The sequence below is a fragment of the Litorimonas haliclonae genome, assembly GCF_965138505.1.
Classification (GTDB): Bacteria; Pseudomonadota; Alphaproteobacteria; order Caulobacterales; family Maricaulaceae; genus Litorimonas; species Litorimonas haliclonae.
The window spans coordinates 96848-113083 of sequence record NZ_CBCSCO010000006.1 but is presented as its reverse complement, the minus strand read 5'-3'; the positions used below and the strand labels follow the sequence as shown (position 1 = coordinate 113083).

General features: G+C 51.8%; 19 protein-coding genes. 7 read left to right on the top strand and 12 right to left on the bottom strand.

The window, feature by feature from the left end:
- Positions 1–29: 29 nt before the first annotated feature.
- Entirely contained in the window at positions 30–302 is a 273-nt protein-coding gene (locus tag ACNA05_RS12790) for a hypothetical protein (protein WP_415811897.1), read from the top strand.
- Here the strand turns inward: ACNA05_RS12790 and ACNA05_RS12785 are convergent.
- The 6 genes from ACNA05_RS12785 to serS form a co-directional block, all read right to left on the bottom strand.
- On the bottom strand, positions 290–781 hold the full coding sequence (locus tag ACNA05_RS12785; protein WP_415811896.1) for a peptide-methionine (S)-S-oxide reductase: 492 nt from the start codon (positions 779–781) through the stop codon (positions 290–292). The two genes, ACNA05_RS12790 and ACNA05_RS12785, sit on opposite strands and share 13 nt — an antisense overlap.
- Positions 766–1119 (bottom strand): VOC family protein, encoded by a 354-nt coding sequence (locus ACNA05_RS12780; RefSeq protein WP_415811895.1) that lies wholly within the window; start codon positions 1117–1119, stop codon positions 766–768. Before ACNA05_RS12780 ends, ACNA05_RS12785 begins: the two co-directional genes overlap by 16 nt.
- A gap of 10 nt (positions 1120–1129) precedes the next feature.
- Complete coding sequence (locus ACNA05_RS12775; RefSeq protein ID WP_415811894.1) at positions 1130–1753, bottom strand: protein-L-isoaspartate(D-aspartate) O-methyltransferase; 624 nt, start codon at positions 1751–1753, stop codon at positions 1130–1132.
- An 18-nt stretch (positions 1754–1771) separates the two neighbouring features.
- Positions 1772–2536: a 5'/3'-nucleotidase SurE gene (gene surE / locus ACNA05_RS12770; RefSeq protein ID WP_415811893.1), complete on the bottom strand. Its 765-nt coding sequence runs from the start codon at positions 2534–2536 to the stop codon at positions 1772–1774.
- A gap of 375 nt (positions 2537–2911) precedes the next feature.
- Positions 2912–3163: a hypothetical protein gene (locus ACNA05_RS12765; RefSeq protein WP_415811892.1), complete on the bottom strand. Its 252-nt coding sequence runs from the start codon at positions 3161–3163 to the stop codon at positions 2912–2914.
- A gap of 143 nt (positions 3164–3306) precedes the next feature.
- The gene (gene serS / locus ACNA05_RS12760) at positions 3307–4575 is read right to left on the bottom strand and encodes a serine--tRNA ligase (protein WP_415811891.1); all 1269 of its coding nucleotides are present in this window, start codon (positions 4573–4575) and stop codon (positions 3307–3309) included.
- A gap of 211 nt (positions 4576–4786) precedes the next feature.
- On the opposite strand from serS, the gene ACNA05_RS12755 reads away from it, so the two are divergent.
- The 3 genes from ACNA05_RS12755 to ACNA05_RS12745 all read left to right on the top strand — a co-directional run bounded on the left by ACNA05_RS12755 (position 4787) and on the right by ACNA05_RS12745 (position 6992).
- Complete coding sequence (locus ACNA05_RS12755) at positions 4787–5527, top strand: DUF481 domain-containing protein (RefSeq protein WP_415811890.1); 741 nt, start codon at positions 4787–4789, stop codon at positions 5525–5527.
- Positions 5528–5668: 141 nt separating this feature from the next.
- Positions 5669–6418: a DUF481 domain-containing protein gene (locus tag ACNA05_RS12750; RefSeq protein ID WP_415811889.1), complete on the top strand. Its 750-nt coding sequence runs from the start codon at positions 5669–5671 to the stop codon at positions 6416–6418.
- A gap of 64 nt (positions 6419–6482) precedes the next feature.
- The gene (locus tag ACNA05_RS12745; RefSeq protein ID WP_415811888.1) at positions 6483–6992 is read left to right on the top strand and encodes a SixA phosphatase family protein; all 510 of its coding nucleotides are present in this window, start codon (positions 6483–6485) and stop codon (positions 6990–6992) included.
- A 418-nt stretch (positions 6993–7410) separates the two neighbouring features.
- On the opposite strand, the gene ACNA05_RS12740 is transcribed toward ACNA05_RS12745, so the two are convergent.
- From ACNA05_RS12740 to ACNA05_RS12730, 3 genes are all read right to left on the bottom strand, one after another.
- Positions 7411–7824, bottom strand: a complete 414-nt coding sequence (locus tag ACNA05_RS12740) for a hypothetical protein (RefSeq protein WP_415811887.1) — start codon at positions 7822–7824, stop codon at positions 7411–7413.
- A gap of 82 nt (positions 7825–7906) precedes the next feature.
- The gene (gene gltX / locus ACNA05_RS12735; protein ID WP_415811886.1) at positions 7907–9259 is read right to left on the bottom strand and encodes a glutamate--tRNA ligase; all 1353 of its coding nucleotides are present in this window, start codon (positions 9257–9259) and stop codon (positions 7907–7909) included.
- Positions 9260–9282: 23 nt separating this feature from the next.
- A complete protein-coding gene (locus ACNA05_RS12730; protein WP_415811885.1) occupies positions 9283–10953 on the bottom strand; it encodes an NAD+ synthase in 1671 nt (556 codons plus the stop codon).
- 134 nt (positions 10954–11087) lie between these two features.
- Between ACNA05_RS12730 and ACNA05_RS12725 the strand changes: the two genes are divergently transcribed.
- Together ACNA05_RS12725 and ACNA05_RS12720 are read left to right on the top strand one after the other, a co-directional pair.
- The gene (locus ACNA05_RS12725; RefSeq protein ID WP_415811884.1) at positions 11088–11333 is read left to right on the top strand and encodes a type II toxin-antitoxin system ParD family antitoxin; all 246 of its coding nucleotides are present in this window, start codon (positions 11088–11090) and stop codon (positions 11331–11333) included.
- Positions 11326–11616, top strand: a complete 291-nt coding sequence (locus tag ACNA05_RS12720) for a type II toxin-antitoxin system RelE/ParE family toxin (protein WP_415811883.1) — start codon at positions 11326–11328, stop codon at positions 11614–11616. Before ACNA05_RS12725 ends, ACNA05_RS12720 begins: the two co-directional genes overlap by 8 nt.
- Before the next feature lie 34 nt (positions 11617–11650).
- On the opposite strand, the gene ACNA05_RS12715 is transcribed toward ACNA05_RS12720, so the two are convergent.
- Both ACNA05_RS12715 and ACNA05_RS12710 read right to left on the bottom strand, forming a co-directional pair.
- Entirely contained in the window at positions 11651–13249 is a 1599-nt protein-coding gene (locus tag ACNA05_RS12715) for a serine hydrolase (RefSeq protein WP_415811882.1), read from the bottom strand.
- Positions 13250–13279: 30 nt separating this feature from the next.
- Complete coding sequence (locus ACNA05_RS12710) at positions 13280–14182, bottom strand: Gfo/Idh/MocA family protein (protein WP_415811881.1); 903 nt, start codon at positions 14180–14182, stop codon at positions 13280–13282.
- A gap of 250 nt (positions 14183–14432) precedes the next feature.
- On the opposite strand from ACNA05_RS12710, the gene ACNA05_RS12705 reads away from it, so the two are divergent.
- Positions 14433–14705: an HU family DNA-binding protein gene (locus ACNA05_RS12705; RefSeq protein WP_415811880.1), complete on the top strand. Its 273-nt coding sequence runs from the start codon at positions 14433–14435 to the stop codon at positions 14703–14705.
- Positions 14706–14774: 69 nt separating this feature from the next.
- On the opposite strand, the gene ACNA05_RS12700 is transcribed toward ACNA05_RS12705, so the two are convergent.
- The gene (locus ACNA05_RS12700) at positions 14775–16160 is read right to left on the bottom strand and encodes a class II 3-deoxy-7-phosphoheptulonate synthase (protein WP_415811879.1); all 1386 of its coding nucleotides are present in this window, start codon (positions 16158–16160) and stop codon (positions 14775–14777) included.
- Positions 16161–16236: the final 76 nt, after the last annotated feature.

The following is a 16236-nucleotide window of genomic DNA, read 5'->3' as shown; positions in this document are numbered from 1 at the left end:
TTCACAAGGCTATGCTTAAGGTGTCTCTTATGATCCCTGACTTGGACAGTTTTTTGGCCCGATATGACGCCCTGCCCCTTGGCAGCTTTGAAGGTCTTTATCAAAATCTGCGCTACGGCGTGACGCGAACCGCCTCGCCTGATGGAAAACGCGGTTGGCTCTATGCCGAAGAGCTTGGCGGGACCGATCATATCAGTCTCAACCTTTACCGGCTGGAGAGCGGCGCGAAGTTAAACCCCTGTGAGATGCCGAGACAGAAGGTGATTGATTTCGTTCTGGGCTTGGACGTTCAAGACACATAATTTGCATAATCTCTGCGGAGTTTGGTCAGCTTCGGGTCAATATAGGCCTTGCAGAAAGGTCTCTCCGGATCTGTTTTATAGTAATCCTTGAAAACGTCAGGCGACGATTTGAACTCTTTAAGAGGCAAGACATGGGTCACGAGCGGGTTATCAAATTCTGTTTCCTCGTCTTTCAAAATTGCTTCGGCCTCAGTCATTTGCGAATCGTTCGTAACGTAAATCGCGCTACGATATTTGCCGCGAAAGGTGTGGTCTGACTGACTAGAATGTGTGCGCAGGTGAATAGCAACGAGGGCAGTTAGCGGAATAATTTCAGGGTCGAAATTTATGCGAACCGCTTCCGACCAGCTGTCATGGGGCGGATCGCTTTTGATAAAGCCCTGCTCCACCGATTTTACGCCGCGCAATGTTTGAAAGACCGCTTCGGTGCACCAATGGCATCCGCCGCCAAATCCGATAATATTTACGCTGGTGTCCATACTGCCAATTCATTTCCGCTGGGATCTTTAAAATGAAACCGCTGCCCGCCTGGAAAGCTATAGGTATCGACTGAGACATCCCCGCCCGCCGCCAGAACGGCGGATTTCGTGGCGTCTAAATCATTTGAAAATATAACAACGAGCGGCCCGTCCGCAGAGGGGTTTCTATCACTGGCTTGGTCAAATCCGCCTTCAACAGCCGAACCATGAATAGCGACATAGGTGTCGCCCCAGTCCTGAAACGTCCACCCAAACACCGTGCCATAAAATTTTTTCATCGCCGCATTCGACGTCGACGGGAGTTCAATATAATTAAAGCCGTGATGTGGGTTTGTCATTTTCTGTCTCTTATAAGGTTCTCGATTTCCCCGGCTCAATCATGTCCAGCTTGAGCGGCATGAGCGTTTCTTCGCTGACCACAGACCGCGCTTTGGTATAGCGCATAAGCTGTTCGTCCACCACGGCAATCATTTCGCCGCCTGGCGCGAGCTGCTCCAAAAGCATAGGCGGCGCGGCGCGGGTGGCGCAGCCCAGAATGATACGTTCAAAGGGCGCCTGTCCGGCCCAGCCATAACGTCCGTCCCCATGTCGAATGACCGTGTTTCGAACGTCGAGGTTTTTAAAACGCGTTTCGGCTTCGCTGATGAGTTGTTTATACCGCTCAACGGCATAGACCCGTTTGCAAAGCCGCGCGAGAATGGCCGTTTGATAGCCGCTACCAGAGCCAATCTCGAGGACCTTATGCTCTTTCCCGACGCGCAGCATCTGAACCATCAAAGCGGTGATCCAAGGCGCGGAAATTGTTTGACCGCAGGAAATCGGCAGCTTTTGTTCGTCGTAAGCTTTCTCAGCATTTCCCTCCGCGACAAAGCGGATGCGGGGCGTCTGCTCCACGGCGCGTAAGACGTTATTATCGGAAATGCCCTTGCCGCGCAGGCGCATGACCATATCTATTAAACCCGGATCGAACATGCTCAGCCCTGCATCTTCTCAATCGCCAAATTTGCGGGACATATCATCCAAGGCTTCGAAATGGGTCAGGTCGGTATGGAGCGGCGTCACGGAAATATAGCCGTCATAGATCGCCCGAAGGTCCGTCCCGGATGGCGGGTTTGATTTCTTCGCGCCATAGGTCAACCAGAAATAATGTCCGCCGCGAGGATGATCTCTCTTATCGACGCCTGACATTTGAAAGTCCCGATGGCCCTGGCGCGTGATTTGAATGCCTTTCACGTCGTCAATGGCCGTGTCCGGAAAGTTGACGTTTGGAACAACTGCTTTCGGCCATCCGGCGTCGAGGAGTTTTTTCACGACATCAGGCCCGTGGGCTTCCGCGGTTTCCCAAGGCAGGCTCGACGCGCCTTGAAAACCGCGCGCTAGGGATAGGGCTATGGATGGGATACCCATCTGCATGCCTTGAAGCGCACCGGCTACCGTTCCCGAGAATGTCACGTCCTCGGCGAGGTTCTGCCCGCGATTGACCCCGGAAAGAAGCAGGTCAGGCGGGCTGTCCGGCATCAGGTCTTTCATCGCGACAATAACGCTATCGGTCGGTGTGCCGCTGACAGAATAAACGCGGTCTTCGAGTTTTCTCAGGCGGACAGGATTATGGAGCGAAACTCCGCGAGAGGCCGCAGACTGTTCAGTATCCGGCGCGCAGACCCACACATCATCGGAAAGTTTCGCCGCGATTTTGCGGAGTACAGCCAAGCCTTCGGCATGGACGCCGTCATCATTTGTCAGAAGTATTTTCATAGGCCCGTCATAACGGGTTTGAAAGAAAACGGAAATGATTGTTGGTCAGTCGGATAGAAATACTCTCACTTTCGCCGTCATTCCGGGTTCACTTCGCCGGGTGCGGAATGACAGGAAAAATATGACTTGTGCATAAACCACGCCTTTCCCCCTACTCGCAATCCAGTGCAGAGCCTCCTTGAAGGCATCCGAAATTAAGTGGACAGCCCGCAGAGCGTGACGCCTTGTCGGAACAACCGATAAAGACGTCAAAAAGTAATTTTCACAAAGCGTCACGCTCTGCAGCAGCGATTTTATACCCGAGCGGCCTCTTGTTTCTCCCGCAGTCGCACTCACCGGATTTGTTTCAGTCCGACACTGCACGGCAAGGCAGGCTCACACTCGCAGCAGGCCCGGCACAGTTCGCCCTGTCACAAGCGAATGCTCAACCTCGCCGTCCCCTGAACCAAAACCTGACGCGTTCCTGTCCGTGTTCAGAAGAACATCTTCAAAATAGGGGCAAAACGCAAAGTGCGGATCTATCTCTTGATTTCTTTGTAAGAGTTTGAAGGGGTTGAGGTTTTTGGATGGGTAAGTGCGGATCATTCCTTTACGCTCGTCATTCCCCGCCTCCGACGGGGAATCCATGCGGTGTTCTTACGTATTATACGGACTAACGATTGCGTGCGCTGTCGACAAAACAAATTCGCCAACAATCCAATTGAAGTAACCCTAGGCGCATGGATTACCCGATCAAGTCGGGTAATGACGGCAGTAAGAGATATGCCCTTTTACCCAATCGTCTCTAACCCGCCCATATACGGCACGAGAGCCTTTGGCACTGTGATCGTGCCGTCTTCGTTCTGATAGTTTTCCAAGATAGCGACGAGCGTACGGCCAACCGCGAGGCCGGAGCCGTTGAGCGTATGGACGAAACGGTTGTCTTTCTCGGCGAACTTATAGCGCGCCTGCATACGGCGAGCTTGGAAGTCTCCGCAATTACTGATCGAACTAATTTCGCGGTAGGTATTCTGGCTCGGGAGCCACACTTCGATGTCGTAAGTCTTGCGCGCGCCAAATCCGAGATCGCCTGTGCAAAGCTCAACCACGCGGTAAGGCAGCTCCAGTTTCTGCAACACCGCTTCGGCACAACGCAGCATATTTTTATGCTCGTCCTCGCTCTCTTCGGGCTTGCAGATAGAGACCAACTCGACCTTGTTAAACTGATGCTGGCGGATCATACCTTTGGTATCCCGCCCCGCAGAACCTGCTTCGGAGCGGAAGCAGGGGGTATGCGCGGTGAGGCGTTTGGGGAGCGCGTCAGCATCAAGGATGGATTCGCGAACCGTGTTGGTTAGGGAAACCTCGGCGGTAGGAATGAGATAATGGTCTCCGTCCGTTTTATACAAATCCTCTTCAAACTTTGGAAGCTGACCCGTTCCGAACAAAGCTCTATTCCAAACCAGAAACGGCGGAGTCGTCTCCTCAAACCCCTCCTCCGTCTGCATATCGAGCATCAGGCTCGCCAGAGCGCGGTCCATGCGGGAAAGCGCGCCGCTCAGCACCACAAAACGGCTACCGCTCATCTTGGCGGCGGTTTCAAAATTCATCAGGCCGAGCGCGGTTCCGAGGTCATCATGGGATTGCGGCTCGAAGGAAAACTCTTTCGGCTCGCCCCATTTCGCGACTTCGACATTGTCGTCTTCGCTCTCTCCGTCGGGCACATCTTCAAACGGGACATTGGGAAGACTGGCGAGGAGCATATCCAATTGCGCCTTTTCACTTTCGACCTGCTGGCCCATGGCGGCGATGACGTTTTTCGCGCCGGCCACTTCGGTTTTGAGACGTTCGGCTTCTTCTTTGTCGCCCTTTGCCATGGCCTGACCGATAAGCTTGGAGCTTTTATTCCGGGCCGCCTCGGCCTCTTGCATGACCTGAGTCGCTTTACGGATAAGCGCGTCTTGATCCAAAATCTTTTTGGTTTGCGGCTCAAGTCCGCGTTTGGCCCAAAGGGCGTCATACTCGGCGGGGTTTTCGCGAATGGCTTTGATATCGTGCATGTCAGGTCTATTCTATCTCTGGGTCAATCCGACCGAAGTGTCTGAGTTGGCGACGCTATAACGGTCCGCGCGGCTCTCAACAAGTGCGCAAGACCTGTCATCCCGCCTTTAACCGCCGCAAGCGTTCATTTAACCTATGTTCATAAACATTTTTATATAACCCGCGTTTTCCGCCCCGGATGGGCATCCCCTAACACAAGAGATTATTCCCATGTTACGTACACTTTCAATTTCTGCTTTGGTCTGGGCCGGAGCTGCCACAGTATCTCACGCTCAGTTTACCGAAGGCTTTACCGGCGAAGCAGCGCTGAACGGCTCTTTGACAACCGGTAACACCGAAACGACAGATGTCGGGTTTGGTTTGAAGCTGGCCAAAGAAACAGACCAATGGAAACATTCGATCAAGGCGTCTGCCGATTACGGCAAAGCAGACGGCGAAGAGAACAAAAATCGCTACGCACTTGGCTATCAAATTGACCGCGATATCTCTGAGCAGCTCTACGGCTATGCCAATGCCGATTATTTCAGCGATGATTTCGGCGCGTTTAAACAGGGCTATTTCCTCGGCGGGGGTGTCGGTTATCAAATTTTGCTTGATGCGCCTTTGACCTGGAGCGTTGAGGCCGGAGGCGGCTATCGTTCGCAGAAAGCACGTCTGGCGTTGAACAATCCTACAGGAGAACCAAGCCGGACAGAAAGTGAGATTGCCGGACAGTTGGCTTCAGACTTGGATTATGTGTTCAACGACAAAGTGTCTGCTTATAACGATACCGAATTGCTTTATTCCGAATCTGACACATTCCTGACCAATGAAATCGGTGTAACGTCGCAACTCTTTGACAGCTTTGCGCTTCGCGCTTCTTTCCGCGTCGAACACCATACGGACGTTCCGGTCGGGACAGAAAAAACCGACACGATTAGCCGAATCGGTATTGTGTACACTATGAAATAAACAGCATTAAAGTTGGATCCGTTGCAGGCGGTCAATCAAGGCCGACTGCAACTGATTAACGCCAAGTTAACCGCCTTTTCCTATAGGCTTCCACGACTTCTCACATTTCTCTTACCCCTTAAATTCCCTAAGGAGCCCACTATGTACCGCCTCGCCTTTTCAGCTGTTTTCGCCATTTCCCTCAGCTTGGGAGCGGCAGGACAGTCTTGGGCAGAGGAAGACATAGGGTGGACAGGCGAAGCGTCTCTCAACGGGTCGAAAACGACCGGAAATAATGACACGACTGTTCTTGGCTTTGCGACAAAGCTTGAAAATCGCGGGAGCGACTGGCGTCATTCTGCTAAAATCTCTGCCGATTACGGGAAAAACCAAGGCGAAACGAATAAGCGTCGCTATCGGCTGGGCTATAAAATCGGTCGTGATTTCGCCCCTGCCGTTTACGGATACGCAAATGCCGACTATTTCAATGACGCTTTTGGCGCCTATAAAAGCGGATACTTTGCTGGCGGCGGGGTCGGGTATAGCGTTATCGTGGATGACCCTACTCAGTGGCAAATTGAAAGCGGCGCGGGATATCGGTCGCAGAAAGCTCGTCTGGCTCCGAATAATCCGCTCGGCGTGCCAAGCATGAATGAAGATTTTCTGAGTGCCCGGCTCTATTCCGACTTTGAGCACGCGTTCAGCGACCAGGTGACATTTTCAAACGATACAGAAGTGTTGTATTCCGAACAGGACACCTTCCTTGTGAACGAAGCGGGAATTACGTCGGACCTTTTCGACAAGTTTGCGGTTCGCGCCTCGTTCCGTCTCGAAACGCATAGTGACGTTCCAGAGGGGCGAGAAAAGACAGATACGATTAGCCGCGTCGGCATTGTTTATAAGATGAATTAGGCCCGCTGAGCGCTAACAAGTGTCTAGGATAGGATTGGCGCTGGTTTCAGGGTAGACTGTGCCTATGACTAAATCCGATACGTCGCCCTATCTTCTTTTAATGCGCCACGCCAAATCCTCTTGGGCCCAGGCGGGGCTGAGCGACCACCAAAGACCATTAAATGCGCGGGGCGAAAAAGCTGCCACAGATGTTGGCGCGGAACTTTACGCCCGGGGGTATGCGCCGGATATTATTTGGAGCTCTGACTCAAAACGGACGCGCCAGACAGCGATGCGCCTTATCCGCTCTATTCCGGGCGCACAAGAAGTGCATTACAATTCGGACTTATATCACGCGGGACCGGAACAAGTCATTCAAATTTGCCAAAACACGCCCTTCCCGGGTTGCAATCTCATGTTGCTAGGCCACAATCCTGGTTGGGCCGAACTTCATTACTACCTCAGCGGCCAAGACCATAAATTCCCGACGGCAGCGTGCGCCGTTTACAAGGCCAAGACACCGATTACGGATAATTGGTTCTCGCCAAAAACTTGGCGATTGGTTGATCTAATCATTCCTAAGGATTTGAAGTGAAAACCTTTGCGGCGATATTGAAAGTCTACTGGGCGTTTCTCTATTACCCATTGCTTCTCGTGCTCTTTTTCTGGTTATGGCTAAAGGGCGCGCATTGGATGTGGGGTGCGGCTGTCGTTCTTATTATGGTTGTGTTTGACCCGATATGGGTCAGGCTTTTCTTTCGGCGTAAATGAAAGCCTTCGTAAACGCCTCAAAAGACCAGCTTTCAGTGTAAATTTACCATAGAGACGAGAAGCGTGACCTCGCCTGATGACAAAATACAGGATCAGGCGCATAAGGAAAACGTTGTCGGCCTCCCCATCCCACTTCCGACAACCCCGAAGCGCTGTCACTCCCTGTGGCACATGCTAGCAAACGGGCTGGTCTCGAGCCTTTGGTCCCTCATAGCTCAAGGCCAGCCAATTTGTTTGTGGGATTAGCTCCATTTCCCTTTCAGGCTCAATATCGTGTCTTCTCGGCGAAGGATAAAGAGCAATATCATCGCGCCGAGCGTGGGCAGAGCGGCGAGGAAAATAAGAGTGAAGCTGTCGGAAAACGGCACAAGATGTTTGATTGTAAATAGTGTTCCAAGTCCGTGAATGACCATAACAAGGCCGTAGGAAATCCGTTTTTTAAGGCCAATGACAAACGCAAAAATCACGACAAGCAAAAAGACCCCGATGGCTTGGGGCGGAACCGCGGAAAGACTTAGGTCTCCGACTTTATAGAATTTGTTTGCCACATTTTCAGCATGCTCGGCATCTGAAAAGCGGTCCAAAGCCCACATGAGCATGAAATAAGCAATGAACAGTCGTGTCAGTAAAAGAGCGGGTTTAAGGTTTTTTGGCATAGTGGTCTCTCTCTAATTGTTGTGTGTCGAATAACGGCGACTTGCCTGACATCCAACACACAGTTTTGTGAGGCGACCTGGCCTAACCTGCCTTCCCGTTTAGCCGGGCTTTGGCTCTGTCTGCCCCCATCAGCGCCAAAAGCGGGCCCATTTCCGGGCCGTGATCCATGCCTGTCAGAGCGCGGCGAAGCGGCATGAACAGCCCCTTCCCTTTGCGCCCGGTCTCTGTTTTCACCGCAGTGAGCCAAGGGCCCCAACTGTCCTCATCCACTGAGCCGGGCATCAGCGCCGCAGCTTGAGCGCAGAACTCTTTATCCTCTTCTTCAATCTTACCCTCAGATTTTTCAAACAAAATTCGAGACCAGTCCTCGACGTCTGAGAGTTTCTCGACATTAGACCGAACAGCAAGCCAGAGCGCTTCGCCGCCGGAGACGCCGAGAGCGTCCAGACGCTCTTTCACATCCGCGTAAGGTGTTTCGTGGAGCAGACGTCCATTAATGAGCAAAAGCTCTGCTTCGTCAAACCGGGCCGGGGCGCGGCCCACCTTATCAAAACTGAATTCCTCAACTAGCACGTCCATAGACGGGCGCGCCTCAATCGGGTCAGACGTTCCGATTTTACCGAGTAATGAACAAATGGCGAGCGGTTCAATATGCTGATCGCGTAATTCGCCCATAGAGAGCGAGCCAAGCCGTTTGGAAAGACCCTTTCCGTCCGCGCCGACCAAAAGCGGCATATGCGCAAATTTCGGGAGGTGATCTGATAGCGCTTGGAATATCTCAATCTGCGCGCCCGAATTAGTCACATGATCTTCGCCGCGAATAACATGCGTGATTTTGGCGTCGATATCGTCCACGACGCTCGGGAGCGTATAGAGGAAGGAGCCGTCCGCGCGAATAAGCACGGGATCGGATATCGAAGCGGTATCAATGGATTGCTCTCCGCGTACGACATCGTCCCATGTCACGGGATTACCGGAAAGTTTGAAGCGCCAATGCGGCTGGCGGCCCTCGGCTTCCAACGCCTTCTTGTCCTCATCACTCAAGCTCAACGCATGGCGGTTATAAACGGGCGGCTTGCCCTGCACGCGTTGTAGTTTCCGTTGACGGTCAAGCTCATCGGCCGTTTCATAGCAGGGGTAAAGCGTGCCTTCTTTTTTCAGCTTATCCGCCGCGGCTTCGTATTGATCAAAACGGTCGGATTGACTGAACGTCTCATCCCATTTCAGGCCAAGCCAAGTCAGATCTTCGCGAAGGCCGTCCTCATAGGCTTTCGTGCTACGTTCCAGATCAGTGTCGTCAATTCGCAAAATGAAAGCGCCGTCGTTTTTGCGGGCGAACAACCAATTAAGCAGCGCCGTACGGACATTGCCGACATGGAGCTTCCCCGTCGGGGACGGGGCAAATCTAACGCGGGGAGTATTTGAGGCGGACATACATTCTTCTTCTGATTTAGACTTTAAGGTTCTATTTGGGGAACCGCGTCGCGATAACGATTTGTAATCGGATAGCGACGATCCCGGCCAAAGTTTTTAATCCCGATTTTTACGCCGGGCGGCGCCTGTCGGCGTTTATATTCGGCGATATAGAGGAGATTTTGAATGCGGGCTATATCTTTTGGCTTGTGACCGCGTTCCAAAAGCGCCTCGACAGGCCATTCATAATCTATCAGGCCGCGTAGGATGTCGTCCAAAACGTCATATTCCGGCAGGGAGTCGCTGTCTTTCTGATCTTCGCGAAGTTCCGCCGAAGGCGGTTTGGTTATAATACGCCTCGGAATCGGAGCGTCTCCGCCGAGAAGGTCATCCGGCGTATGGGCGTTTCGCCACTCTGCCAGGGCAAAAACTTCGGTTTTATATAGGTCTTTCAAAGGGTTATAGCCACCGGACATATCCCCGTAGAGCGTTGCATAACCCACAGCCATTTCAGATTTATTGCCTGTCGTGAGCAACATCGGTCCAAATTTATTGGACAGGGCCATCAAAGTCAGGGCGCGGGAGCGGGATTGGATGTTTTCTTCTGTCGTGTCGGGTGTCGTCCCGTCGAACAATGGGTCAAGCATTTCATCGAAAGCGTCTATCGCAGGTTTTATCGCAATGACGTCATAACGGCACCCGAGGCGCTGCGCGCAGGCTTTGGCATCTTCCAGACTGTCGGAGCTTGTATATTTGGTCGGCATCATCACGCACCAAACGCGGTCTTTGCCGAGCGCGTCGACGGCAATTGTCGCCGCCATTGCGCTGTCTATGCCGCCGGACATGCCTAAGACAACTTGTTTGAAACCATTCTTATTGACGTAATCGCCGAGCCCTAAACAAGTCGCGCGCCAATCGGCTTCATAGCCTGTGAGCTGCGCTTCGATTTTCGCTTTTTTGCAAACCCATTTGCCGCCTTCTTTTTCCCAGACGGAGACGTCATAATCCGGCACGAAACTTTTGAGAGATTGGACAATGGCGCCTGCCGCGCTCATGGAGAAACTGGAGCCGTCAAAGACCAGCTCGTCCTGTCCGCCGACTTGATTGACGTAAATGAGCGGCAGGCCGGAGGTGTGGACTTTATCTCCGAGCGCTTCGGTGCGTTCGGACAGAGCCGTCCGCCGCCAAGGCGAGCCATTCGGTGAAATCATGATTTCCGCTCCGCGGGCCCGAAGATGGGACGCCACGCCCTCCTGCCACAGGTCTTCACAAATCGGCAGTCCGATCATAACCCCTTTAAATTCAATAGGATCAGGCAGAGGCCCCCGCGTGAAAATACGGGCTTCATCAAAAACGCCATAATTCGGCAGGTGGTGTTTATATCGCGCGTCTGTGATTTCTCCGCCTCGCATAAACAACGCCGCATTATAGAGATGCGCGCCGTCGGCCCAAGGCAGGTTGAACACGACCGCCGGCCCGTCTTTCGTCAATTTCGCAAAGTCTTCGGCGAGCGACCTACAGTCTTCGACAGCAGCCGGTTTCAGCACCAAATCCTCAGCCGGATAGCCGATTATAAGCTGTTCGGGCAGGACTAAAATATCCGCCCCGTCCGCCTTCGCCCGCTCAAAAGCTTCCTTCGCCAGAGCAATATTCCCCTCCAAATCCCCCACGGTCGGATTAAGCTGAGCAGAAGCAATTTTAAGGCGTGTCGTCATGAAAAGGGGTGTAGCGGCGCGGGGGGAAAGCGGCAAGGTTTCTTAATCATCATTTCGCTTATAAACAAATTTACTACAATACATAATTGGTGTAATCTAGCACCACATTTACACCACCTTATAGAGCCCATATTATGACACGTTCCTCAATTTCCATATCGCCCCCCAACGAACAGTGGGTGAAGGATCAGATAAGCAGTCAGGAATTCAATAGCAAAAGTGAGGTTATCAATGACCTAATCCGTAAAGCCCGACGCGATCAGAATGAAATTGAGGCCATCCGTTCTGCTTTAATAGAAGGCGAGAAAAGTGGGATGAGCGAAAGAACTCCGAGGGAAATTATGGCGGATGTCCTGGCCAGAAAAGCACAGAATGGCTAGCTATAGACTCGCGAAGTCCGCCGATCTGGATTTTGAACAAATTTTTGAATATGGCATTGATACGTTTGGTGTGAAGACCGCCGTCTCATATCAAAACAGACTTTTAAAACATTTTGATGAATTGGCTAAACAACCGCTTCTATATCAGGCGGTTAATGATGTTAGACAAGGATACCGACGCAGTGTTTGCGGTGTCCACGCGATATATTATCGTATTGATCCAGAAGAAATTGTCATAGTGCGCATTTTGGGACGCCAAAACCCGAAGTCAGCTTTTCTGTAATCAAATAGCTACCTCATAAAAAGACGGAGATTAATCATTCCACCGCCGTTTTCTGAATTTTCAGATGCGTTTCATTCACCCCCATCAAGGCCGCTGAGCCGTAATATTTCGTGAATTCGGGGACGAAAATACCGGCCTCTACCGCTGGATCAGTTTTGACCAATTCTTTTGCTTCTTCAATCGTCTGCACATTGAAAATATAGAGGCCTCGTTTTTCTTCGTCTTCGACAAACGGCCCCGCCAAGACCAGCTTTTTCTCCTCGGCCAAAGTCTTCATATTGGCGAAGTGTCCTCTGAATATGTGGCTCCGTTCTTCTGGATCCGTAATCTCCGCAGGTCCCGTTTTCAGCACTGTCATTACATAGGACCGCATACCATAATCATCGGCACCTAGCTCCTCGGCGAGCGCCGCGTCATATTTCGGAGGGCCTGAATAATAGGCTGCCAAACTGCGGAACATATCGATGTTGTCATTGATGGAGGTCTGGCCGCTTTTGCCGGCTTGCGCGAAAGTCCTATGGGCGGCGTTTTTGGCGATGACCATATTCGCCTGGGGATTTACGTATATATATTGTCCGTAAATGCCGACGGCGAAAAAATCGCCTTCATTCGGCCCTTCCTGCGGCATAGGCACCCACCATTGATAGCCATAACCTGTGCCGCGGTCGGGGTGGATATTCGGGGAATGGTTTGTCGTCGAATCCGCAACCCAATCTGCGGGGATAAGTTGCTCCCCGTTCCATTCGCCGTCTTGCAGGAAAAGCTGCCCGAACTTGGCGTAATCCCGCGTGGTAAGATTTAACCCGCCCAGCGCGAAAGCCACGTCGTAGCCGTCCGTCAGATAATAAGGCGATATTTCAAAGCCGAGATTCGCTCCGTAAGTTTCCTCAAAGAGCTGATGCAGAGATTTTCCGGTCGCTTTGCGGAGCGCCATCGCCGCGACATGTGTATCAATGGAAACATATTGCCAATTGCTGCCTTGTTCAAATTCGCGCTCTATCAACTCGGCCGCAAACTTATCCATTGATTTGCCCAGACCAAGAACCCGGCCCATTTTGTTAATATCGGAGTCCGGGTCCATATAGTCTTCGTCAAAGCGCACGCCGCTACTCATATTCAGGATGTTGCGGAGGCTGACCCCCTCATAAGCCGAGCCAGCCAGCTCCGGCACATATTTATCCGCCGGGTCGTCCAGACTTTCAATCTCGCCGCTTGCTAGAGCTTGCCCGTAAAGCCCCGACATGAAGGATTTCGCGACCGACCAGCTAATGCGGCGATCCTCGGCGTCTGTGCCTTTATAATAACTTTCGTGTAAGAGCTTGCCATCTTTGATAATTACGAGCGCCGTTGTTTCCAACTCTTCCAGCAACTCTGACAGATCTCTTTCCTCACCCGCAACTGTCACCGACTCCGGGAGCGTTTGCGCTTCTTCGGGCCAGAGGAACGGCGTCTCACCAATTTTTAGGTTATGATGAAGGAACGCCGCATCCATATGGGAGAAGTTTTGGACGATCTTGTCTTCGTCAAACAGGGAGTTAACCGTCGCCAGTCTTTTAATTTTCGTGAAGTTTAGCGCCAATAAAAGCGCGAGTATCGCGACGATACCGACAACAATCCGAATAAACCATTTCATTATATTTCCCCCTTCAAACCCTTTGCGGGCTTATCCATCAATTTGTAACGCGACCCGCGCCGCCGTCAATCCGTCTTGCGCCGAGGCGCTTACGGGAGCGCCATCCAGTATGGCGGCTATGAAGCTGTTCGTTGCCGCGCCAAGACTATCCGCAGCGGACGGAACAGCGCCGAAGTCTGCGTTCAGAGCGAAAGACGTATTGTGCTGTAATGTCTTGGCCGCGAAATCAATCAGGACAGTTCCGCTCGGATATTTAAGAGTCATCTGGCGGCTAACGCCCTCCTCCACGCGGCTGGCCGACAGGATGGCTGTGCCGTTTGCGAAGTTAAGCTCTGCGCGAGCGGTGTCCGGCGTTTTCGATTTAACGGGCTCCGACGCGCCCGAAACAGAGATCGGCGCCTCCCCCATCAGCAGGCAACATAGATCAATATCATGTGTCATGAGATCAAGCGTGACAGAGGTGTCCGTTCCGCGCGGGGAATACCCTGTGTTTCTCACCGCTATAATGTGAGTAGGCGTTTCGCCCGTTTTGTCCAAACCGATTGCTGCGGCAACGAAGCGTTCTTGGTGACCGATTTGTACAATAAGGTTCTTCTCCTCGGCGAGGCTTACAATTTTTTCGGCCTCTTCGAGAGACGTTGCGATCGGCTTTTCTATCAAGGCGTGACAATTTGCTTGCAAAGCGGCGATGGCATTTTCTCCGTGGTAGATTGCCGGACAGGCAATGACAACGGCGTCCACAGCTGAGAATAAATCTGATGGACCTTTATAACTTTTTACGCCGTGCTTTTCGGCCAATGCAGAAGATCTTTCTACGTCGGGGTCAAACAGACCGAGAAAGTCTACCTGTTCATGCGCCGCCAATTTATTGGCGTGATAGCCGCCGAAAACACCGGCTCCGATAAGCCCGATTTTGAGTTTCTTAGGTTCCATAATGCGTCTTTGAAGGGTTTTGTCAGCTCTGTCAGCAGAGAATCACTTTGAGTGGATTCTCTACATTTTTGCGCAATTTGAATGGCGGAAGCTCGCAAACACCCTTTTTTAGGCAATAATCCCCAAAAATTTGCCTGAAAACCCCCATAATACCGTGTTTTTAGTGACAGTCCGTTCAAAATAGTTACGGTATTTCACAAGGAGCCCGTCAAACGAAGCGGGTCCGTTAATTCATAAAGGGAGATCCAAAATGAACAAAAAAGAACTCGTAAGCGCAATCGCAAGCCAAACTGATTCTACTCAGGCAGCTGCTGGTGAATTTCTAAACGCCTTCTGCGAAGTCGTTGTCGCTGAGATGAAAAATGGCGACGGCTCAACTGTTGCTATTCCTGGTTTTGGTCAATTCGTTGCCAAGCATCGCGCCAGCCGCGAGATGCGCAACCCAGCCACAGGCAAAATGATGATGAGCAAAGCGAAAACGTCTGCTCAATTCAAAGCTTCTGCGGCTCTGAAAGACCTCTAGACTTTAACACTATGTTTTAGTTTGAAACCGGCTCGGAGATTTCCAAGCCGGTTTTTTTATGCCCTTAGCTTAGCTCGCCAGACGCGCTGCATCTTCTTTGCGATAACTCCGAAGCTCTTCTGAGATTTGGAAAGCAAGTTCCAAAGCTTGATTTGCGTTCAAGCGCGGGTCGCAATGTGTGTGATAGCGCGACGATAAATCTTCTTCGCGAATCATTTTGGCAGAACCGCCCAAACATTCCGTGACGTCTTGTCCGGTCATTTCGAAATGAACGCCGCCCGGCCAACAACCTTCGGAATGAAGGACTTGCATAAAGGTTTTCACTTCGGACAAGATATTGTCGAAAGGTCGGGTTTTATAACCTGAAGCCGTCTTGATCGTATTGCCGTGCATCGGGTCACTTGACCAAACCACGTGACGTCCGGCCCGTTTCACAGCGCGTGCAAGTGTCGGAAGTCCCTTGGCAACTTTGTCGTGACCATAGCGGGCAATAAGCGTCATGCGTCCGGGCTCGTTTGAGGGGTTCAACACATCGAGAAGTTTCATCAATTCATCCGGCTCAAGCCCCTCACCGACTTTCATCGCGATAGGATTCTCAATACCACGGAAAAACTCGACATGGGCATGGTCGAGTTGACGTGTCCGATTGCCGATCCATAGCATATGGGCAGAGGTATCGTACCAACGCCCGGAGGTGGAATCGATCCGGGTCATGGCTTCTTCGTAGCCGAGCAGTAGACCTTCGTGAGAGGTATAGTAATCCGTCTGCGCCATTTGCGGGATATTTTGAGCTGTCACGCCGCAGGCTGCCATAAAGTCGAGAGCGTCGGAAATCTTATCCGCCATTTTCTTATATTTCTGGTCCGTCTTCGTGCCTTCGACAAATCCCAAATTCCATTTGTGGATGTTTTCGAGATTGGCATAACCGCCTGTTGAAAAGGCGCGAAGCAGGTTGAGCGTCGACGCGCTCTGACCATAAGCCTTCAAAAGCCGTTTCGGATTGGGCGTCCGGCTTTTGGGCGAAAACTCCATGCCGTTAATATTGTCGCCGCGATAGCTTGGCAGAGTGATGCCGTCGCGCTCTTCGATGGGAGAGCTACGCGGCTTACCGAACTGCCCGGCGATCCGGCCAACTTTGACAACGGGTTGCCCTGCCCCGTAAGTCAGCACGACGGCCATCTGCATCATAACACGGAACATATCGCGTAGATTATCAGGATGGAATTCCTTGAAACTTTCAGCGCAATCCCCGCCTTGCAATAGAAAGGCTTTCCCAAGCGCAACATCGCCTAGACGTTGTTTCAAACGGCGGGCTTCCCCGGCAAATACAAGCGGTGGATAGCCCTTAAGTGTGCTTTCAACAGAGGTCAGCGCTTCAGCGTCCGGATAATCATCCGGAATGTGTAAAGCGGGAAGTCCGCGCCAGCTTGAAGGGGTCCATCGTTTCTGCGTCATGGTCATAGCTTTATATTTCTAGGTCGCCTCAATTCCAATTTTGCGCGACTTATCAGTCCTGTCTTAATTTGACTAG